An 18,028-nucleotide genomic window follows, 5' to 3' on the forward strand; every position below is an offset into this window, starting at 1 on the left:
AACGCTAATGAAGAATCAGCGATTGCATATGACCTTAAAAAAACAATAAGTAACTACATATGAAAACAGCACTTATTATTTCTGTATATAAAAACACTGCCGATTTAGCCGTCGTTTTAAAATCTGTAGAGCAACAAAGTGTTTCTGACTTTATGACTGTGATTTCCGAGGATGGAAACAGTACAGAAATGGCTGATTTTGTAAAAAACTACAGTGGTAAATTAGATTTAATTCACTTAACTCAAGAAGATCTAGGTTGGCAAAAAAATAAAGCGCTCAACAATACCATTAGAACAATAGATGCTGATTACTTTATTTTTATAGATGGTGATTGCGTTTTACACCCAAATTTTATAGAAAATCACTTAAAATTTGCTCGAGAAGATAGAATTTTAGCGGGTAAAAGAATCAAGCTAGGTCCTAACTATTCTGACCAATTAAGAAATGCAAAAACGGTTTCTGAGTTTGCAAAAGTGATACTTCCTGAGATAAAATCCATCAAAAAAGATGGTGCAAAATTCTATGAAGAAGGAATTTATATTTCACCAAAATCTATATTTTCTTTCATTGCGTACCTTAGAAAAATGAGCCAAATAAAAGGTTGTAATTTTTCTTGTTACAAGTCAGCATTGGAAAAAATAAATGGTTTTAATGAAGATTATGTCTTGCCCGCAATTGGTGAAGATATTGACTTAACTTGGCGTTTTGAGGGAATGGGTTACCACTTGTATTCGCTTAGAAATTTTGCAGTACAATATCACCTTTATCACAAAGAAAATTGGAGTGACCAAAGTGTAAACGAAGCTATTATGAAAGAAAATCAAAGGCTAAAAAGATACGTTACGCTTAATGGATTGAAAAAATTAGAAGAAAATTAATAAACCATCATAATCAGAAAAATCTAATTAATTTTTAAACGCAAAGATTAATTGCATAAAACAAAAATAATCAAGAAAGCAAAGTTAAAATTCGCTAGCGAATTGATGAAGCTAAGAGGTTTAGATTGAAAAAAATAAAGTAAATAATTGAAATTCTTTGTGTTTTATGAATAAAAGACAACAATTTATAAATAAAAAATCTACTCTTTACGAGTAGATTTTTTTATGAGTCAAGACCTAAAAATCTTTTGATTTTATATTTCCATAGATCTTTGGCAATATTGCTTTTATGCTTCCCAAGAAGGTAAACGTAATCATTCTTCTTTCTGATGTCTCCTGGAATTACATTGTATTTAAAATGATGTTTCCAAGCGACATAATTGAAACTCAATTGGTCTCTTTTAGAAAAGTTCTTCACGAAATACCACCATTCTTCCATGACTTTGATGAGCTTTTCGTGGGTATGTTTTCTTACTAACACTCCACCAGAAATAAGACCATTGTTTTCAGGATAGTTTTCAGATTTTAGAAAATCAACATGTTTTTTGATGACTTCTAAATCGTCTTTTACCTTATTTTCAGTTTCGGCTAATGCTACGATGGCTTCATATTCTTGATAAACGCAATTTCTAGGGTCCATAATGGTTTGATTGTGGTCAAAACACGCCATAGAAACTTCTTCATTCAAGAAATTTTTAATCAACAAATGTGGATTTTTTTTGATGATAAAATTACCATCAATATAAATGCTGTATTGATAATCTTGCAAATGAAGATGTGGTAAAATTTTGTAGTACCTGTTGTTTCGGGTATTGTCTTGACCAACTGGCGGTTCTGTAACTACTACTACCTTCCAACTAGAAGATGAAAGATTACGGTCTGTAAAACAAACGTAATCTACATTTTCGAACTGCGGTTGTTCAATAAGCTCATTATACCCTCCAAAAATAGCAGTGTATACTACAATTTTCTCCATTTATACTGCTACATTATTTTCTCTTAAAGCATCGTTAAGAGAGGTTTTCTTATCTGTAGATTCTTTTCTTTTACCGATAATTAAAGCACAAGGAACTTGGAATTCGCCTGCAGGAAATTGCTTCGTATAACTTCCCGGAATCACCACAGAACGTGCAGGAACTCTACCTTTCAATTCTACTGGAGTATCACCCGTAACGTCTATAATTTTAGTAGAAGCTGTAAGCACTACATTTGCACCTAAAACCGCTTCTTTTTCTACATGAACTCCTTCTACTACAATACATCTAGAACCTACGAAACAATCATCTTCAATGATTACTGGAGCTGCTTGTAATGGCTCGAGAACTCCACCAATTCCTACTCCACCGCTTAAGTGAACGTTTTTACCAATTTGAGCACAAGAACCTACCGTTGCCCAAGTATCTACCATAGTTCCGGAATCTACATACGCCCCAATGTTTACATAAGAAGGCATTAAAATAACTCCCGGAGAAATATAAGCCCCTTCTCTTGCTACAGCATGAGGAACCACTCTCACTCCTTTTTCAGCATAATTTTTCTTCAAAGGAATTTTATCATGGAATTCAAAAGGACCTACTTCTATGGTTTCCATTTTCTGAATAGGGAAATACATTACTACTGCTTTTTTCACCCATTCGTTTACTTGCCAACCGTTTTCTGTAGGTTCAGCAACACGCAATTCGCCTTTATCTAAAAGAGCAATCACTTCTCTAATGGCAGTTTTACTCTCTTCTTTTTGTAATAAATCTCTGTTATCCCAAATGTTCTCAATGGTTTGTTGTAAAGACATAATTATTTTATTTTTTTTAGTTAAAATTGAAAATTATCCAGCAATTCAGCCTCTGGAAAATACTCTGCAAAGGTATTAGATAATTTTGAATTTTTAAATTTTATTAGACTATAACTGCCATCGTAAGCATAAATCTCTATTTCGGCGTCATCTCTTAAAAAATCATTATACCAAATTTCTGGATTTCCTTCTACATAAGGCAAATTTTCTAAGTCTAAGACAATCTCTTTATCCTTGGGAATAGCTGCAAAATATCCATAATTGAACTTGACATCTTTTTGGGCTAAGTCTAAAAAATTTTCAGCATCAAATATTTCATAATTGCTGGAAAAATTCTGAATCGGCAAGTCCTTTTCAGGAGAGAGGAAAAGGTAATCTGTTATTAAAAACTGATACTCTTTCAGTTCACTTTCTATAGGTTTTAAGAGTGAACCTAAATGTGTATGATAAGGTAAATTTTTAAGTTTTTGGATAATATAATTCATTATTTAGAGTACTCTTTTGGCAAAGAGAAAAGCTTTGTTCCAATATTTTTCGTTTAGCGAAGATACGATTACTCCTTTAGAAGTAGAAGCATGAATGAAGGTAATTTCTCCTCTGTTTTTAATTTCTTTTACGATGCCAACATGCGAAACCACTCCATTACCATTGGTCGCAAAAAACAACAAATCTCCGGGTTTTGCTTCCCAAATTTCTATTTTTTTTCCTTGTAATGCTTGGTCAGAAGAGCGTCTTGGCAATTTCACCTTGTTTTCATTGTAAACATTGATGACCAAACCGCTGCAATCTAGACCAGACTTGCTGGTTCCTCCCAGTTTATAAGGAGCACCTAAGAAATCTTCTGCGTCATTTAGGATTTTTTTGACTTGATAAGAATTTTGACCTTCAAATTTGGAGGTTAGGTTTCTAAGGTTCTCTGTGGAAGTGTTAGGTTTGTGAGACACCGTTTTGCGGGAGCCACAAGAAATTACCGTGAGTATCAATACGACTAGAAAAAGTATTCTTTTATTCATGATTCAGTTTTCCCTCTTTTTAGGATATTACAACGATTTATTCATTATTGGAATTCTTCGCTTATAACACCTTTCATTTACTACTTTGACACAAATATAACATTTATTATTTATATATCAACTATACTATAACTATACTATAACTATATATTAAAGTTGTGCATGTCATGACGATTCCTTACTTTTGATATTCATTTAATTAACCCATGGCGAGATACAAGAGCATTTTACAATTTCAGGGGTCTATAGATGGTTTAGTTTTTTATGAACTGAACGGTGTTTCTGTGGTGCGCAAGAAAAGTGGTTTTAATCGAGATGATTTTAAAACCAAGGAAAATTATGCTCGAGTAAGAGAAAACAGCAGTGAGTTTGGGCATTGTTCTAAAACGGGGAAAATGCTCAGAAATGCCATTTATCCTTATTATAAAAATTGTGGAGACCGATATCTGTATCAAAAATTCGCAAAATTAATGACCGCGATTAAAGATTTTGACAGCATTTCTGAACGTGGAAAAAGGACTGTTTACCAAGGTTTGAAAACCACAGATGGTAAAAAGTTGCTTTCTTCATTTGTTTTTGGAAAAATTTCTTCGGCGAAGGATTTTATTAAAAAAACAAGTTATGATGATGGGATTTATGTAGAGCTGAATACGCCACTTACTCTACCCTCTCTGCATTTGGTTTCTATTTTACCGAATTTTGAAAGTTACCGTTTTGAGATTCAAGAGCAAAAAGTTAGTATTGATAATGGTATTTTCACTTTTGATTCCTATTTTCAAGAGGAGGAAGCTTTGCAGTTTGTTGTTATTTATGATGGTGAGGAGATTCTTGGGATGGGGTTTTTAGCCTAAATGGTTTTACACGCAAAGATTTTTTTTATTCTCATTATGTTTAAGGAAGCAAAGTTGGCGAAATTCATTCGCTTTGAAGCGATGGGGAAACTGATGTGATGATGTGGTGATGAGATGGAGGCCACGGATTAAAAATATGAGGCATTGGGTTTTATGCAAAACTACAGCTCCAAAAGAAAATGCCACTGTGACAGAGACAATTTTCTTTTCCCCGACCCTAAAGGGTGGAAAATTGTTTATAGTTAGTTGTGAATTCTGATTCTTTTTACACGCAAAGATTTTTTATATCCTTTATGTTTTTAAGGGAGCAAAGTTGGCGAAATTCATTCGCTATGAAGCAGGGTGGAAAATGATGCGGGATGATGTGATAATGTGATGATGTGGTGATGAGATGGAGGTCACGGATTAAAAATATGAGGCATTGGGTCTTATGCAAAACTACAGCTCCAAAAGACAATACCACTTTAACAGACACAATTTTCTTTTCCCCGACCCTAAAGGGTGGAAAATTGTTTATAGTTAGTTGTGAATTCTGATAAGTTTTGAATGTTTTAAATAATCTGAGGCATTGGGTTAAGTTAAGTAAAGTAGTTTGTTTTTAAATTTTACTATGTAACACAAGAAAGAATTCGTGTGGTAGTAGATTCTCTTTAATCATAATTTTTAAGATAAAACGAATTTAATTATAAATGAACTGGAATTTCAATTAACAATCCTTTATTAAAATATTTTTTTAACTTCATAAAAGATATATTTCTTCCATCATTTTCTAATTCATTAATTAATCTCTTAGACATACCCGTTCTTTCTGCTAATTCTAACACCGAGACATTCTGTTTTACACGTAGAATTTTCAATTGAGGCCCTAATCGATATATTTTATAAACGTTATTGAATTGGAAAGGTTTCAGATTGATCTCTTTTAGGAGAATATTCTTTAATGCTATCCAAAATGAATTCTCTGAAGAATGAAATTGAATAAAGACTTGTTGAGTTTTAACACGATATGCTTCAAACAATAACTGTTTAAATTCGGTAATTTCTTTAGAATTAATTTTCTTTTTGTTAAAATAATCAATTGACTCTGCAATTTCATCATCAAAAAATGATTCAATTTCTAGTAAAATATTCAGTTTATTATTCTCTGAAAGCCTTAAGAATGTTGAACGCATTTTTTCAATTTGTTTTTCTTCGATGGTCATTTATTTTATGTATTTGAGTTATATATTATGATATTATTTTTTTTGGCAGCAGGATTTATCAATCAAAAAGGGAAATCTGAAAAATCATCATTCGAATAATTTTGATCTTCTTTTTCTGTTATGGGATTTGGGAAAGGAATCCAATCAAAATACTTAAGCAATACCTCTGAAAGATTCTGGATGTAATAAACGTCTAATAAATTAAATTTAATTTTATCTACCAAAAAATATCCATTTTTAAAATCTGACTCATAGGGAAATCCATAAATATGATTATGCAAATCATGATCACATCTGATGAGCCAATCTTTAATGGATTCTTCTGAAATTACAGGTATATTTATAAATTCTTGCCAATATTTATATGCTAGTTTTTCGGCTTTCATCATGGAGACTACAAAACTTAATTTAGAAATGTAATCTATAACTTCTTTTTTATAACGGTAAGTTTTACCGTTAAAGATCTCGGACCAATTTTGAAGTTTTTCATAATTTTGATACCACTCTACACAAAAATCGGCAGACAAAATTCCCTCATTCTCTATTTCTGTTTCTATCTCTTTTACTGCTTTGGTCGATAATCGCTCGTCTTGAAAATTTTTAACGGTTGGCAGATAGTTGACCTTATCTTCTTCATAAAAAGAAATACTAGACCATTCGGTTTCAATTTCTTTATCTATGGGGGAGAAAGAGCCACACTTGTATATGTCTGTATAGTCATCTTCAGTTTCATCAAAAATCAAACTCATCATAGATACATTTTCTGAGTTTATGAAAGAATAACCCGTTTTTTCTTTATTGCATGATCCGCAATGACCTTTGCATGCTTTAAAATTAAGATCTACACCTTCATAGGTTTTTATTTTTGTGAAATAGCGTCTCAACTCTTCTACAAAAATATCTTTAGGAACATCTTGATACGCTTGTCCATCATTAAGTAATACCTCTAACATGTCTGCATCAAGGTTCTCGAAAGCTTTGATTATGAGTTGTTTTTTGTTCATTTTAATTTAGTGGAATATTTTTATAAAAAAAGCGAAGCTGAATTACATTCAAGCCCTCCAATTACAATCATATTACTCGATCATTAAAACCAAGATTAAGTATAAGTTCTTAATCAAAATTCTTGTATTCTTTACATCACCTCTACTCTACAGTTTCGGTTGATTTCGTTTACTATATCTACTATTTGTAGGGCTTTTTCATTTCCAAAAAGATGAATAATACCACGAGTATCAATATCTTTGAAAGGGTATTCCATTAATTGTTTAATTTCTACCACACCATTTTCTGAGAAATAATCTATGATTAGGTTTACGGGTTTTATATGCTACCACTAAATACTTAAGTGAATTTAGTTTATACTTTAAATCTTCTGCTTATTGGTTTCTAACAAATTTAAGTAAAATGGATGAAATAAAATTATGGAAAACCGTAATTTTTATAATGTGTCTTTGACAGGTTGGATTAGACAAGCTCTACCACAGGTGGAGGAAATAATTTTCTTTTTCCCTACTCTGACTTCGACTACGTTCAGTCACCGAGGAGGAAAATTGTTTATTGCAATTGTAAATTCTGGAAAGTTTTGTTAATTTAAAGTCACTTATTAGAAATCTGCGTCATCGCGGATTATTCTATTTTCTTTAGTAATCTATAATAAATAACGTTCCCCTTTCCATCGTCTAAGGTCATAATCAGATTTCCCTTTTTTAAGAAATCATTGATGTCAACTGCAAACAAATTTACGCCCCAAAATTCCTGATAATCTTTTATTTCTTTATTATCGATAGTCAAAAACTGCCCATTATATTGGTAATTTGGTGTTTTGTTTGCTGGTAAAACATCAAAAATTTCTTTGAGTTCTTTTGCTGAATAATTGTAGTCTTTGTCTGACATCATAGAATACACTTTGCCATTTTCACAAAATGCAAACCATTGATATTTCTGCGGCCAAGGATTAACTTTATTCAATTTCTCTTCATTTGGGAGTTCGACTTTTTTCCAAAATCCTATTAGCTCTGAAAGTTTTGGAGGTCCTCCAGCTTCAGATTTAGTTTCTTGTCCGAAAACAGAAAATGTAAACAAAGTCATTAAAATCAGTAGTGTGTTTTTCATTGCTATAAATGTAAATTTCATTATTTATACTGTTTCACTCTAATATTTGAAGTGTTTTTATAATTACCACCAACACTCAAATAGACCAAGTATAGTTGTAAGACACTTATAATGAAATAAATATTCGTTTGTAATTTATTGTAAGTAATTGTTTGAGTTCGGTATTTGAGTTTTTGTTTATTAGTTTATAACAAATTTAATTAAAATGAATGAAATGAGTTTTGAAAAGACACTGATTAGAAATCCAGTCCATCGGGTCTTACCTATTTAACTCTGGTATTTTTAGCACGAGATTGCCATAATGTTTTTTCATTCCAAAAATGATTTTTCTACCTTTAATAGCAATTAATTTAGGCTCAAATTTAATTTTTTAGGGATATTCTCTATCCAAATAATTTAATAATTCTTTTTCTATCTCTTCAAGACTCATATCAGAAAACAAATTTTGTTTATCATTTTCTTTAATGACTTTATGATTACCCCATTTTGACATTTTAATAACGTTTTAGGTTACTTATTTCTAATTTAAATAAGTTCGTTTTTATTGATTCTCGGGTCAATATCATCTGAAAATTCCAACATAATTGTCTCATCAGTGGTAACAACTAAAACCCTATTCTGTTCAAATTCTTGCATGAGGTGTTTAGCGATTTTCACTACCTCATGTTTTATAACATTTTCTTCTAATGGAAATTTGGGATAGTTTAAGAAATCTATTTTTAAATGTGGCTCTTTCTGGTCATTTAAAACGATGAGTACTTTACTTACTGCAGCACTCAAAAAAATATTTTTTTGTTCTGAGATTTTTTTCTGCAATTCAGATAATGACTCAATTACAGCGTTTTCCTCAATAGGCTTTTGGCTGTATCCTATTTCTAACCCTATAAAAATACTCGCTTGGAAGGTCTTTACTATTTTTTCTGTACTATTAGTTTGCATATTCACAGGTTTTTAACATATTTCCAAATTATAAATTTAAGAAATTCGAATGTTGTAAATGTGTATTTTTCTTGGTAATTATTTTATAACAAAAATGTAAATAAAATGTGCAGTAGAATTGCATCAGAAAATTAAAATTGAATCTGATGTTTTTATATTGTTATTTAAAAGACGTTCTAGTTCTTCAGATGCCGAAAAGAATGTATTTATATTTTTTACAAAATTTTTAAGATGGTTGAAATTATAAATCAATTGCCCTTCATCCGATTCTGCCATTGCAATAAAATGACGATTATGAGCCATAAAATTTCTTAATTCATAAAGTGATTTGGTAATAAATATATTTCGGTCTAAGAGATTTATGTCAAGTGCATATTCCAACAAATCAGAGAAATAGAAAGTTTGAAACGGATAAACCATACTTCTTTGTTTTTCAACTTTTGAAAGTTTAATTGGATCTAAAGGCATTAATCGTTTATATTTATCGGACCAATAAAATCCTTCATTAGAATTAAACATTTCAGCATCGCGATTGATTTTGACCCAAGAGATTAAATCTTCATTTGAAAGACCATTCTTCATCAATAAACTGCGAAGTGCATTTTCAAAACGATGAAAACTTCGGTAAATTTCGACTGCTACAAACTCGTTATTGTAATCTACAATATGTACAACACCTATAATGCTTCCCTTATCTACCAAAAACTTTATTTCATTTTCGTCAATTTTTTCGAATTTTTTAACTGTATTCAAATCAAAAAGATGTTCATCGGGAGCTAAACAATAATCTTGTGATAGAGAAATTGGTGTAAAACCTGAATGATTTAACTTATAAACTGATTTTCTATCTGCAGCCGGTAAATAAGAAATTCTGTTTCTATAACAAAATTGTTTTAGAAATTCCTCTTTGACAGAATCATAATATATGAGATTTGTAACTGCAATATCTTTTATTTTGGCATTTTTTAGTCTTTCATTCATAGTTATCATTTAATCCTTAAATTTACATATTTCATTTTTAATGATAGGATTTTATAAATTAGTCAATAATTTTTTTTTTGAATTGATATGGCCACCAACAAAAATGCAGTTTTACGTTACAATATACTTGATCATTGTTTCTCTAATTTTTATAAAAAATACTTTATTGAAGACTTGATCAGTGTTTGTGGAGAAAAACTTACGGAACATTTTGGCTATGAAATGTCTGTCTCTAGGCGAACTATTCTAGAAGACATTAAATTCATGAAAAGTGCAGCAGGATATGATGCGCCAATTATTTCCATAGCCGATGGAAAAAAAGTGTATTACCGATATGAGGAAGAAGATTTTTCCATCCTTAAAAAACCTTTAACTGAAAGGGAAAAGCTTGCCCTATCAGAAGTTCTTAACAGTATAAGCAGAATTAAAAATCTACCAGGACTTGTTGGAATGGAAACCGTTCAAACAAAAATATATTCTGTATTAGACATTACAAAAGATGAGAGAAAAATCATCAGTTTTCAGGAAAATGAATTTTTAGTAGGCGTAGAAAATTTAAGTCCCCTCTATCAACACATCAGTCATAAAAATACTTTAAAAATAGAGTATCGCAGTTTCAGAAGTGATCAGAATATTTTTATAGATTTTTCTCCTCAATTTTTAAAGCAATATAATAACCGATGGTTTTTGTTTGGAGAAAATCACGAAAAAGAAGCTGTACAGAATCTTGCCTTAGATCGCATAAAAAGTATTGCTATTAACAATGAGTCTTATAGAGAAGCCATCATAGACTATGATGAATACTTCGATGACATAATAGGAGTAACTGATATTGCTACGCATACCCCCATACAAGTGAAAATAGAAATAAGCGAAGAATCTTTACCCTATATCAAAACTAAACCACTTCATGGATCACAAAAAATAAAAGGAAACCTCTTAACCTTATACGTAAAACACAATTACGAACTTGAATCTCTTTTACTATCTTTTGGTGATAAAATAAAGATTCTGGAACCTGAGTATCTGGTAGAAACTTTAAAAGAACGTATCCAAAAACAATTTGCATTGTATTTCTAATAATTCTTGTTATGCAGATAGACTGCATACATAAGCTATTTCTTTGCATTGTAAATCATCAGGAGCTTCCAGAAAATACCGGAACACCAACCGAGAGACCAAAATCCACGGTGGTAAAGTATGAGGGCATCCGCCAAAATATAAGGTTATACCCACAACTTTTTCCTGCTGATAAAAATAAAATTTAATTCAAAAATTATTTTTATGAGCAAAAGACAAAGCACTACGCTTAAATTCAGAACAAATCCTGCCGTTTTTAACACCCAAAAAAACAGCTTCAACTTTCGTAAGCCGAAATTTATTTTTACAATTTGTGATATCACAAATATGTATTTTAAATACACTGGTTTGACCGAAAAAATAACAACAATTTTAAAGGTAAGAATAAGTGAAGCCATACATTCTTGTAATGAGTTAAAATTGTTTGAATCTTTTTTAGAACATCAGGTTTCTAAATGCTTACAAATCAGCAGCACCTATCATTAAACGAAATTATTAGTTTATATCTCAATACAGAGCAAGGAAATTCAACATATTATTTTACTGAACAACAAGATAATAATATACAAGTCGCATAAAAACTTAATTCATTCACGATGCAAATTATACATCAACAATCACTAGAACATTTGATTACCTTGGAATACCAAAGTGCAATTGCATTTTTTTACATTGATATCAGATATCAAATTAAGAATAACACTTTAATCATTACTGAAGATCTATTTTCAGAGAAAGACTATTATCATTATTTAGAAACAGGAGCCATCAATAGTATAGCTCAAATGAATGATGCCTACTTATATGACCAGAATAAATCTCATACCGAAAACTTAAGTCATGCAATAGAGAAAATCGTTAACAATCGTAGGCTTATCTACGGCATTCCACTGGTTTCAAAATTTGGTAAAAATTTAACTGAAAATGAATGGGAACTTATCGTGAAGAAATTTTCCGTAAAAACTACCACTACGTTCAATTCTAGTTTTTTAGACTTTTTACGAGAAAAAGGACTTCATCCCAAACCTTTTGATGAGGAAAAAGGGCAATGGGTAGCTAACTGTCCTAGCGGTGCAAAGCATCCTATCATGATTAGTGCCTATTTTGATGAATTTGGTTGTGGGTGGTGCAAGAAAAAAGGTGGAAAACAAGAACTTAAGGATTGGATACAAGAAATAAATTTGGAAAAGTAACAATTGCACAAGAAGGAGTATTATTTACATCGAAGACTATGAGCTAAATAATAAGAAAAAGATTTGAAGGAAAAGGATAATTGTTCTATCAAACAAGATACATCTGATAGGAAATAAAATGTAAATCGTCAGCAAAAAGTGGACATTAGATATTAAAAAGTTAAGGAGTGTTTTCAAAAAAAAGAATTACATTTAATTATGGAAACACCTAAGAAAAAAAGTACTGAAAAATTCGTAAAAGACATTCGTAAAAATACACGAAGGATTTTTACAGCCGAGCAAAAAATTCTCATTGTAATGGAAGGACTTCGTGCAGAGACCTCTGTTGTAGAATTATGTAGAAAACACAACATTGCTCAATCGCAATTCTACGCATGGAACAAAGAGTTTATGGAAGCTGGAAAGAAACGTCTCAACGGAGATGTTGTCCGTGAAGCCACCAGTGATGAAGTTTCTAACTTGAGGAAAGAGAATACCCGATTGAAGGAGATGGTAGCAGATTTGGTTCTACGCTATGACATCGTAAAAAAAAGCTTAGACATGCTGGACTAATCCATAAATACCGAAAATATATGAGACTGACAGCAGGCGAAAAATACGAAATTATTCAAACGGTCACCACAAGTGAGATTGGAGTAAAACGAACCTTAGAAAGCTTTGGGATTGCGAGAAGTACGTTTTACAAATGGTATCAAAAGTATTTATAAAACGGCTACGAAGGCTTAGAAACGACCGAAAGAACCTCCAAAAGACAATGGAACAGCATACCTGAAGAACAAAAAGATTTGGTAGTAGAAATAGCATTGGAACATACTGAACTTTCCTCAAGAGAACTGGCACACAAAATTACCGATGAGCAAGGTGTTTTCATCTCAGAATCCAGTGTTTACAGGATTTTAAAGCAACGGGATTTAATCCCGGCACCAAATCATTTTCTTCTTTCAGCTGCAAATGAATTTAAAGACAAGACCGAATTCGTGCATCAAATGTGGCAAACTGATTTTACTTATTTCAAAGTTATCGGTTGGGGCTGGTACTATCTGAGCACCATTTTGGATGATTATAGTCGCTATATTATCCACTGGGAAATCTGCGATTCGATGAAAGCAGAAGACGTGAAAAGAACTGTGAATACGGCAATTGAAAAAGCAAAATTGAAGTCTAAAGCCAAACCAAAATTACTTTCAGACAATGGTTCTTGCTATGTGTCAAACGAACTCAAAGCCTATCTGAAAGATGATTTGAAGATGAAACAAGTACATGGGAAGCCTATGCACCCACAAACCCAAGGGAAAATTGAAAGATACCATAGAACGATTAAAAATGTGGTAAAACTGAATCATTTTTACCATCCTGAAGAACTTATCGAAGCTTTAAAGAAATTCGTGGAAAACTACAATAACAAACGATATCACGAATCTTTGGAAAACCTTACGCCAGCGGATGTGTACTTCGGAAGATCTGAACAGATTTTGGAAAAAAGAAGACAAATAAAATCGGATTCTATCCGTAAAAGAAGACAATTGTATTTTCAACAAAAATTACTAAATTTATAACCTAAAATACTCCTTAAGGATTTATTGCAAAATGTCTAAGTTAGTTTGAAGACATACAGGAAATAAACTGTTTAAAATTAATTAAAATTATTATATATGAATACTAAAAATGATCAATATGATTTTATTAAAACCCTCTCACTATTAAAAGATGAACAACTTATTGAAAAATTTAATCAACAAGTAGGAAACCAAGGTTGGGGAAATGCAAGAGCATATTACTTGGAGGAAATCAGGAAAGAACTATTAAAAAGAAATTTTAAATCTGACAATATCATCACCCGCCATAAAATGTCATTGACAAAAAAAATTAAACTTGAAAACAATCAATTGGTCATTATAGAATAGAATATTATATCTACCATTGTTTATTCACGATATCTCCTACAAGACTTCTTTACTACTCAATTTATATTCCTACATTATTGAAAATTTATTCCTTTTTTAAAGAAAAGAAATAAACAACCACTGTAATAACTAATTTTTGAACTATCAGATTTGATTCAAAAAACTCTTCACTACCCTGACTTCGACTACGATCAGTCAAAGGGTTTCGTGAACTTTGGTCTGCGCTAAACAACCAGTGGTAGCTAAACAATTTTCTTTTCCCCCTACCGTAGCTTCGTGAACTTCGTTCGCAGACCTTCGGTCTGTGCTCAGCCATTGCGACCGTGCTTATTTACTATGTATACTGCGCTGCTAAACAAACTCAATGTAACATAGCTTAGATTGTGCTTGTTTTCTTTTAAACACCCACTCTCTAAATTACAAACTTCGAAAGGTATGAATATGAGCGAAGGAGCTTTTCACGATGTAAACAATTGGACAAGTGCTGAATCTTGTATAGTGTTTTTAAGGATTGGAGAAAGTTTGCCTGTTATTCTGGCATTGCTCCTTTTGAGTTTAGTTCTGGCTCGAGTGTAAGAGGAAGAACCAAAGTAAATCATTTTGCTGATAAGAAAATAAAATCTCTTCTGCATCTCGTAGCATTAAATGCTATAAAATACGATGCAGAACTAAAGGAATATTAGCAACGAAAACGAGATGAAGGCAAACATACGCTCTTGGTACTAAATAATCTAAAACGCAAAATTGTAAGCAGAGCTTTTGCTGTTATTAGCAGAGATTCTCCTTTTGTCAATACTTACAAATTTGCATCTTAAAATTTTTATATTTTTATTTGGTTTTTGCATAGAATGCGCCATAGGAGCCAATTTATTTCAATACAAAATTTTTAACATCCTCAACACTTGTAGCAACTATCATTTCACTACAAATAGCAGTAAAGTGTTTTTTACCACAATCTATCTTTGCTTGCTCCTTTGGTCGTAAATCAAAAAGACCTGTGCTACCTTTTGATTCCACAACGAAGAATAGCTTTTCTTCATCTTTATCCTTCCACATTACCGCCCAGTCTGGATTATATGTTCCTAGCGGTGTATCTATCTTAAACCAATCGGGTAGCTTTGCATAAACAGAAATATTTTTACTTTCTTCAAATTGTTGTGCAAGTTTTGATTCTATGTTTGAATCATAGACTACATGTGTGTAAGGTGACTTCGAACTTTCTTTAAGATTACTTTGGAGGTATCCAAATAACTCTTTGTTTTCAAAAAGTTCTTGGCTGTAAAATTCAGCATCACCCAAACGTTGGTATTTTATTCCATCGATAATGTGCATTCGCATTTGTTCGTTGATAATATCAACACACCCTTCAATGAACTTTTGTGGATTTGCTTTAAAATGTCTTAGTCTATTGGTACCCGTAAGAATTTTAACTATAGATTTACGAGTTAATTGAGTCTCATTTTGTAAATACCCAATGATATCTGGTAAGCGTTCAACTTCACCATAGAGAGTCTCCGATTCGTTCACAACATTACTCACGCCAACACCACCAGCATCCATTGTTAGAGTTCCTTTCGTATATGTTAGCTTTCCTCTAGTAATTTTTAATTGACTATCAATTGCATTAATACACTGTTTGACTAATTTTTCAGAATCAAAATTTACAGAAAAAGTTGTCTTGAACTTTACACGCTCCCAAAGTTCACGAAACTCTGGACTATCGAGAATCATTTTATTAACTTTCACCAATTGCTTTTTACTAGCATCTTTAATCTCCAATCTACCAGCCGTTTCTTTAAGTGTATTGATAATTTGATTGACCACTTGCGGGTTTTCTGTAAATTCTTCGGGCAAGTTAACTTCACCGTCTTTTAATGCAATTCTTAATGTATCTTGAACTTTGCCACATGCATCAATGTAACCCACTGCAACTAAGTGATTGAATAGCTCAACCGATTTTTCCTGTCCTAAATAGATTGTATCAGTTGTTGGGTTTCCTTCTTCATCTTCGATATTAATGATTTCGACAACAACATCACTAAAGCTATGTGAAGCTAATACCCCAAACTTAATTCCTGTCTCTGTTTCAATTTCTTTTTGAAAATTATCCACAAAATCCACATAGGATTCTGTTGCCATTACAGTCAATGTATTTACTTCATGGCCATAAACTCGTTCTCCTTCTTGATTCACGCAAAGGCGAAGACCTCTACCAATTTCTTGTCGTCTTCTTATTTCTGAATTTCCCGCTTCTTTTAAAGTACAAATTTGAAATACGTTGGGATTATCCCATCCCTCCTTTAAAGCAGAGTGCGAGAATATAAAACGAAGTTTAGAATCAAAGCTCAATAACATTTCTTTATCACTCATAATGAGATTGTATGTATCCTCATCTGCATTGGTATTTCCGCTAGTGTCTTTGAAGTATTCAAACTTTTCTTTTTTATTACTACTTTTTGCTTTTTTATCAATAGAGAAATAACCATTATGTATTTGTGAAACAGTTGATTCAATATCTTTAATCTCACCAAACAAGGAATTGTACTTGGGTTTTTTGATCAATTTCAAGTATTCTTTTTCAAATATCTCTGCATATTCTCCATTGGTCACATTTCCGTCTTCATCGTACATCCTATATTTGGATACAGTGTCAATAAAGAATAGACTGAGTACCTTAATTCCTTGAGGATTGAGGATTATTTCTTTATCTAAATGTTCTTCTATGGTCTTGCTGATTAAAGCTGTTTTTACTTGTCGGTCATCAACATTTCCAATGGCTTCTCCTAACCGAATAATCTCCTCTCTACTGGTAAAGTCAATGTATTCGTTTCCTTGGACACCATAAATATCCTTTACAATAAAACCTTCGTATTCATCTCGGTCTGTCAGTTCTTGTAAATCATCGTTTTGCTTTACCCAAACTGCTTTTCTTGATACAGAACCTTGCTTAAATATATCCAGCTCCAATTTAGCTGTTGGAAATCCTTTACTTAATTTAATCTCAAGTAATCTTATATAAGCTTGTGTGTTTGCTCCTTCCGTTTGTACAGAACCAACTTCAATTTGCTTTACCAGTTTCTTCTGATAAGCATCTACAGCATCTAATTTGTACATTAAGTTAACCTTTTCCTTGTGAGTTGCAGAATAACGAACCATTGCCAAAGGATTAAGGTTTTGCACTGCTTTTTTTCTCAAAGCAGTACTCATTGTTGTTTGGGGTTCGTCTATAATGATGAATGGATTGGTATTTTTGATTAAGTCCAAAGGTTTATACCCCAAAGAATCATTGTAACGGTGAATGATGTTAGCTGATTTTTTATCGTCCGATGGGTTTTCAAAACTCTTAGAAAAAGCATCAATATTAATGACCATGATTTCTAGTCGGTCATTCGTTGCAAAATCACGAACTTCATTTAACTTGCTACTGTCGTAGACAAAGAAATTGTAATTCACATTATCATACAACTCTCGTAAATGCTCTTTGGTAATCTGTAATGACTTGAATACCCCTTCTTTAATGGGAATGGATGGAACGACAATAATATGCTTAGAAAATCCAAATTTGGTGTACAATTCCAAAATCGTTCTAAGGTAAACATAGGTCTTACCAGTACCCGTTTCCATTTCAACAGTAAAGTCTAATTCATTTCGATTAACTTCACCTCGGATGGATGGTTTTAATCCGTTACCCAACTGAATATTTTGTACGTTTTCCAATATTTTACCTTCTGTTAAGGTAAGTCGGTTACCGTAACCAGTTTCATTAAACTCTAAGTTTTGCTGTTGTGCTAAGAATGATGGAGAATACACCGTGAAATTGGATTCACATTTTTCTTGTCCTTTGAATATATCTACAATGGCATCAATAGCTTCTTGTTGATAGCTTAATGCTCCGTCAAATTGTATTTTCATAATCTCTATTTTTGTTTTTTTTATCTGATTATCAAATAACCATCAAATAAAAAATCGCTTTATTTTCTAGGCTTTACGCCAATTAGCACCTCTAAAATCAAATAACGGTCAAATAAGATTTCCACCTTGCTTAACTGTGAATAAAACTTGCTTATTTTTCTAAAACAGTTG

The 18,028-nt window shown here is 31.9% G+C and carries 19 protein-coding genes, 1 pseudogene and 1 riboswitch; of the genes and pseudogenes, 8 read left to right on the forward strand and 12 right to left on the reverse strand.

Annotated elements, in window-relative coordinates:
* Window positions 1–59: 59 nt before the first annotated feature.
* Window positions 60–878, forward strand: coding sequence for a glycosyltransferase (locus tag EB819_RS05815; RefSeq protein ID WP_069799126.1), 819 nt, complete (start codon window positions 60–62; stop codon window positions 876–878).
* 223 nt (window positions 879–1,101) lie between these two features.
* Here the strand turns inward: EB819_RS05815 and EB819_RS05820 are convergent, their stop codons facing one another.
* The 4 genes from EB819_RS05820 to EB819_RS05835 are packed head-to-tail and all read right to left on the reverse strand — an operon-like array spanning window position 1,102 to window position 3,680.
* Complete coding sequence (locus EB819_RS05820) at window positions 1,102–1,854, reverse strand: glycosyltransferase domain-containing protein (RefSeq protein ID WP_069799124.1); 753 nt, start codon at window positions 1,852–1,854, stop codon at window positions 1,102–1,104.
* On the reverse strand, window positions 1,855–2,667 hold the full coding sequence (locus tag EB819_RS05825; RefSeq protein WP_069799122.1) for a 2,3,4,5-tetrahydropyridine-2,6-dicarboxylate N-succinyltransferase: 813 nt from the start codon (window positions 2,665–2,667) through the stop codon (window positions 1,855–1,857).
* A 20-nt stretch (window positions 2,668–2,687) separates the two neighbouring features.
* Window positions 2,688–3,152, reverse strand: a complete 465-nt coding sequence (locus EB819_RS05830; RefSeq protein WP_069799120.1) for a hypothetical protein — start codon at window positions 3,150–3,152, stop codon at window positions 2,688–2,690.
* Window positions 3,153–3,155: 3 nt separating this feature from the next.
* Window positions 3,156–3,680 carry a C40 family peptidase gene (locus EB819_RS05835; protein WP_069799118.1) on the reverse strand — a complete coding sequence of 175 codons (525 nt, stop codon included), beginning with the start codon at window positions 3,678–3,680 and terminating at the stop codon, window positions 3,156–3,158.
* A gap of 206 nt (window positions 3,681–3,886) precedes the next feature.
* Between EB819_RS05835 and EB819_RS05840 the strand changes: the two genes are divergently transcribed.
* On the forward strand, window positions 3,887–4,531 hold the full coding sequence (locus EB819_RS05840; protein ID WP_069799116.1) for a hypothetical protein: 645 nt from the start codon (window positions 3,887–3,889) through the stop codon (window positions 4,529–4,531).
* Between the two features lie 683 nt (window positions 4,532–5,214).
* Here the strand turns inward: EB819_RS05840 and EB819_RS05845 are convergent.
* The 7 genes from EB819_RS05845 to EB819_RS05870 form a co-directional block, all read right to left on the reverse strand.
* Entirely contained in the window at window positions 5,215–5,733 is a 519-nt protein-coding gene (locus EB819_RS05845) for a helix-turn-helix domain-containing protein (protein WP_069799114.1), read from the reverse strand.
* A gap of 62 nt (window positions 5,734–5,795) precedes the next feature.
* Complete coding sequence (locus EB819_RS05850) at window positions 5,796–6,737, reverse strand: hypothetical protein (protein ID WP_069799113.1); 942 nt, start codon at window positions 6,735–6,737, stop codon at window positions 5,796–5,798.
* Window positions 6,738–6,868: 131 nt separating this feature from the next.
* Entirely contained in the window at window positions 6,869–6,994 is a 126-nt protein-coding gene (locus EB819_RS05855; RefSeq protein WP_245993229.1) for a hypothetical protein, read from the reverse strand.
* A gap of 368 nt (window positions 6,995–7,362) precedes the next feature.
* The gene (locus tag EB819_RS05860; RefSeq protein WP_124878681.1) at window positions 7,363–7,848 is read right to left on the reverse strand and encodes a hypothetical protein; all 486 of its coding nucleotides are present in this window, start codon (window positions 7,846–7,848) and stop codon (window positions 7,363–7,365) included.
* 370 nt (window positions 7,849–8,218) lie between these two features.
* The gene (locus tag EB819_RS12915) at window positions 8,219–8,341 is read right to left on the reverse strand and encodes a hypothetical protein (RefSeq protein WP_260199814.1); all 123 of its coding nucleotides are present in this window, start codon (window positions 8,339–8,341) and stop codon (window positions 8,219–8,221) included.
* Window positions 8,342–8,373: 32 nt separating this feature from the next.
* Window positions 8,374–8,787, reverse strand: a complete 414-nt coding sequence (locus EB819_RS05865) for a hypothetical protein (RefSeq protein WP_069799109.1) — start codon at window positions 8,785–8,787, stop codon at window positions 8,374–8,376.
* Between the two features lie 123 nt (window positions 8,788–8,910).
* Window positions 8,911–9,768 (reverse strand): hypothetical protein, encoded by an 858-nt coding sequence (locus tag EB819_RS05870; protein WP_069799107.1) that lies wholly within the window; start codon window positions 9,766–9,768, stop codon window positions 8,911–8,913.
* An 87-nt stretch (window positions 9,769–9,855) separates the two neighbouring features.
* On the opposite strand from EB819_RS05870, the gene EB819_RS05875 reads away from it, so the two are divergent.
* The 6 genes and pseudogenes from EB819_RS05875 to EB819_RS13015 all read left to right on the forward strand — a co-directional run bounded on the left by EB819_RS05875 (window position 9,856) and on the right by EB819_RS13015 (window position 14,628).
* A complete protein-coding gene (locus EB819_RS05875; RefSeq protein WP_069799105.1) occupies window positions 9,856–10,848 on the forward strand; it encodes a helix-turn-helix transcriptional regulator in 993 nt (330 codons plus the stop codon).
* 50 nt (window positions 10,849–10,898) lie between these two features.
* A riboswitch (SAM-I-IV-variant riboswitch) is annotated at window positions 10,899–10,999 on the forward strand.
* Window positions 11,000–11,052: 53 nt separating this feature from the next.
* Window positions 11,053–11,334: a hypothetical protein gene (locus EB819_RS05880; RefSeq protein ID WP_124878683.1), complete on the forward strand. Its 282-nt coding sequence runs from the start codon at window positions 11,053–11,055 to the stop codon at window positions 11,332–11,334.
* 110 nt (window positions 11,335–11,444) lie between these two features.
* Entirely contained in the window at window positions 11,445–12,041 is a 597-nt protein-coding gene (locus tag EB819_RS05885; RefSeq protein ID WP_069799103.1) for a hypothetical protein, read from the forward strand.
* A 198-nt stretch (window positions 12,042–12,239) separates the two neighbouring features.
* Window positions 12,240–13,597, forward strand: a pseudogene (locus EB819_RS05890) (IS3 family transposase).
* Window positions 13,598–13,693: 96 nt separating this feature from the next.
* Window positions 13,694–13,945: a hypothetical protein gene (locus EB819_RS05895; protein ID WP_069796498.1), complete on the forward strand. Its 252-nt coding sequence runs from the start codon at window positions 13,694–13,696 to the stop codon at window positions 13,943–13,945.
* Window positions 13,946–14,436: 491 nt separating this feature from the next.
* Entirely contained in the window at window positions 14,437–14,628 is a 192-nt protein-coding gene (locus tag EB819_RS13015) for a transposase (RefSeq protein WP_069796499.1), read from the forward strand.
* Between the two features lie 184 nt (window positions 14,629–14,812).
* Here the strand turns inward: EB819_RS13015 and EB819_RS05905 are convergent, their stop codons facing one another.
* Complete coding sequence (locus EB819_RS05905; protein WP_124878685.1) at window positions 14,813–17,857, reverse strand: type III restriction-modification system endonuclease; 3,045 nt, start codon at window positions 17,855–17,857, stop codon at window positions 14,813–14,815.
* Window positions 17,858–18,028 lie beyond the last annotated feature (171 nt).

This window comes from Cloacibacterium normanense, assembly GCF_003860565.1.
GTDB classification, from domain to species: Bacteria; Bacteroidota; Bacteroidia; order Flavobacteriales; family Weeksellaceae; genus Cloacibacterium; species Cloacibacterium normanense.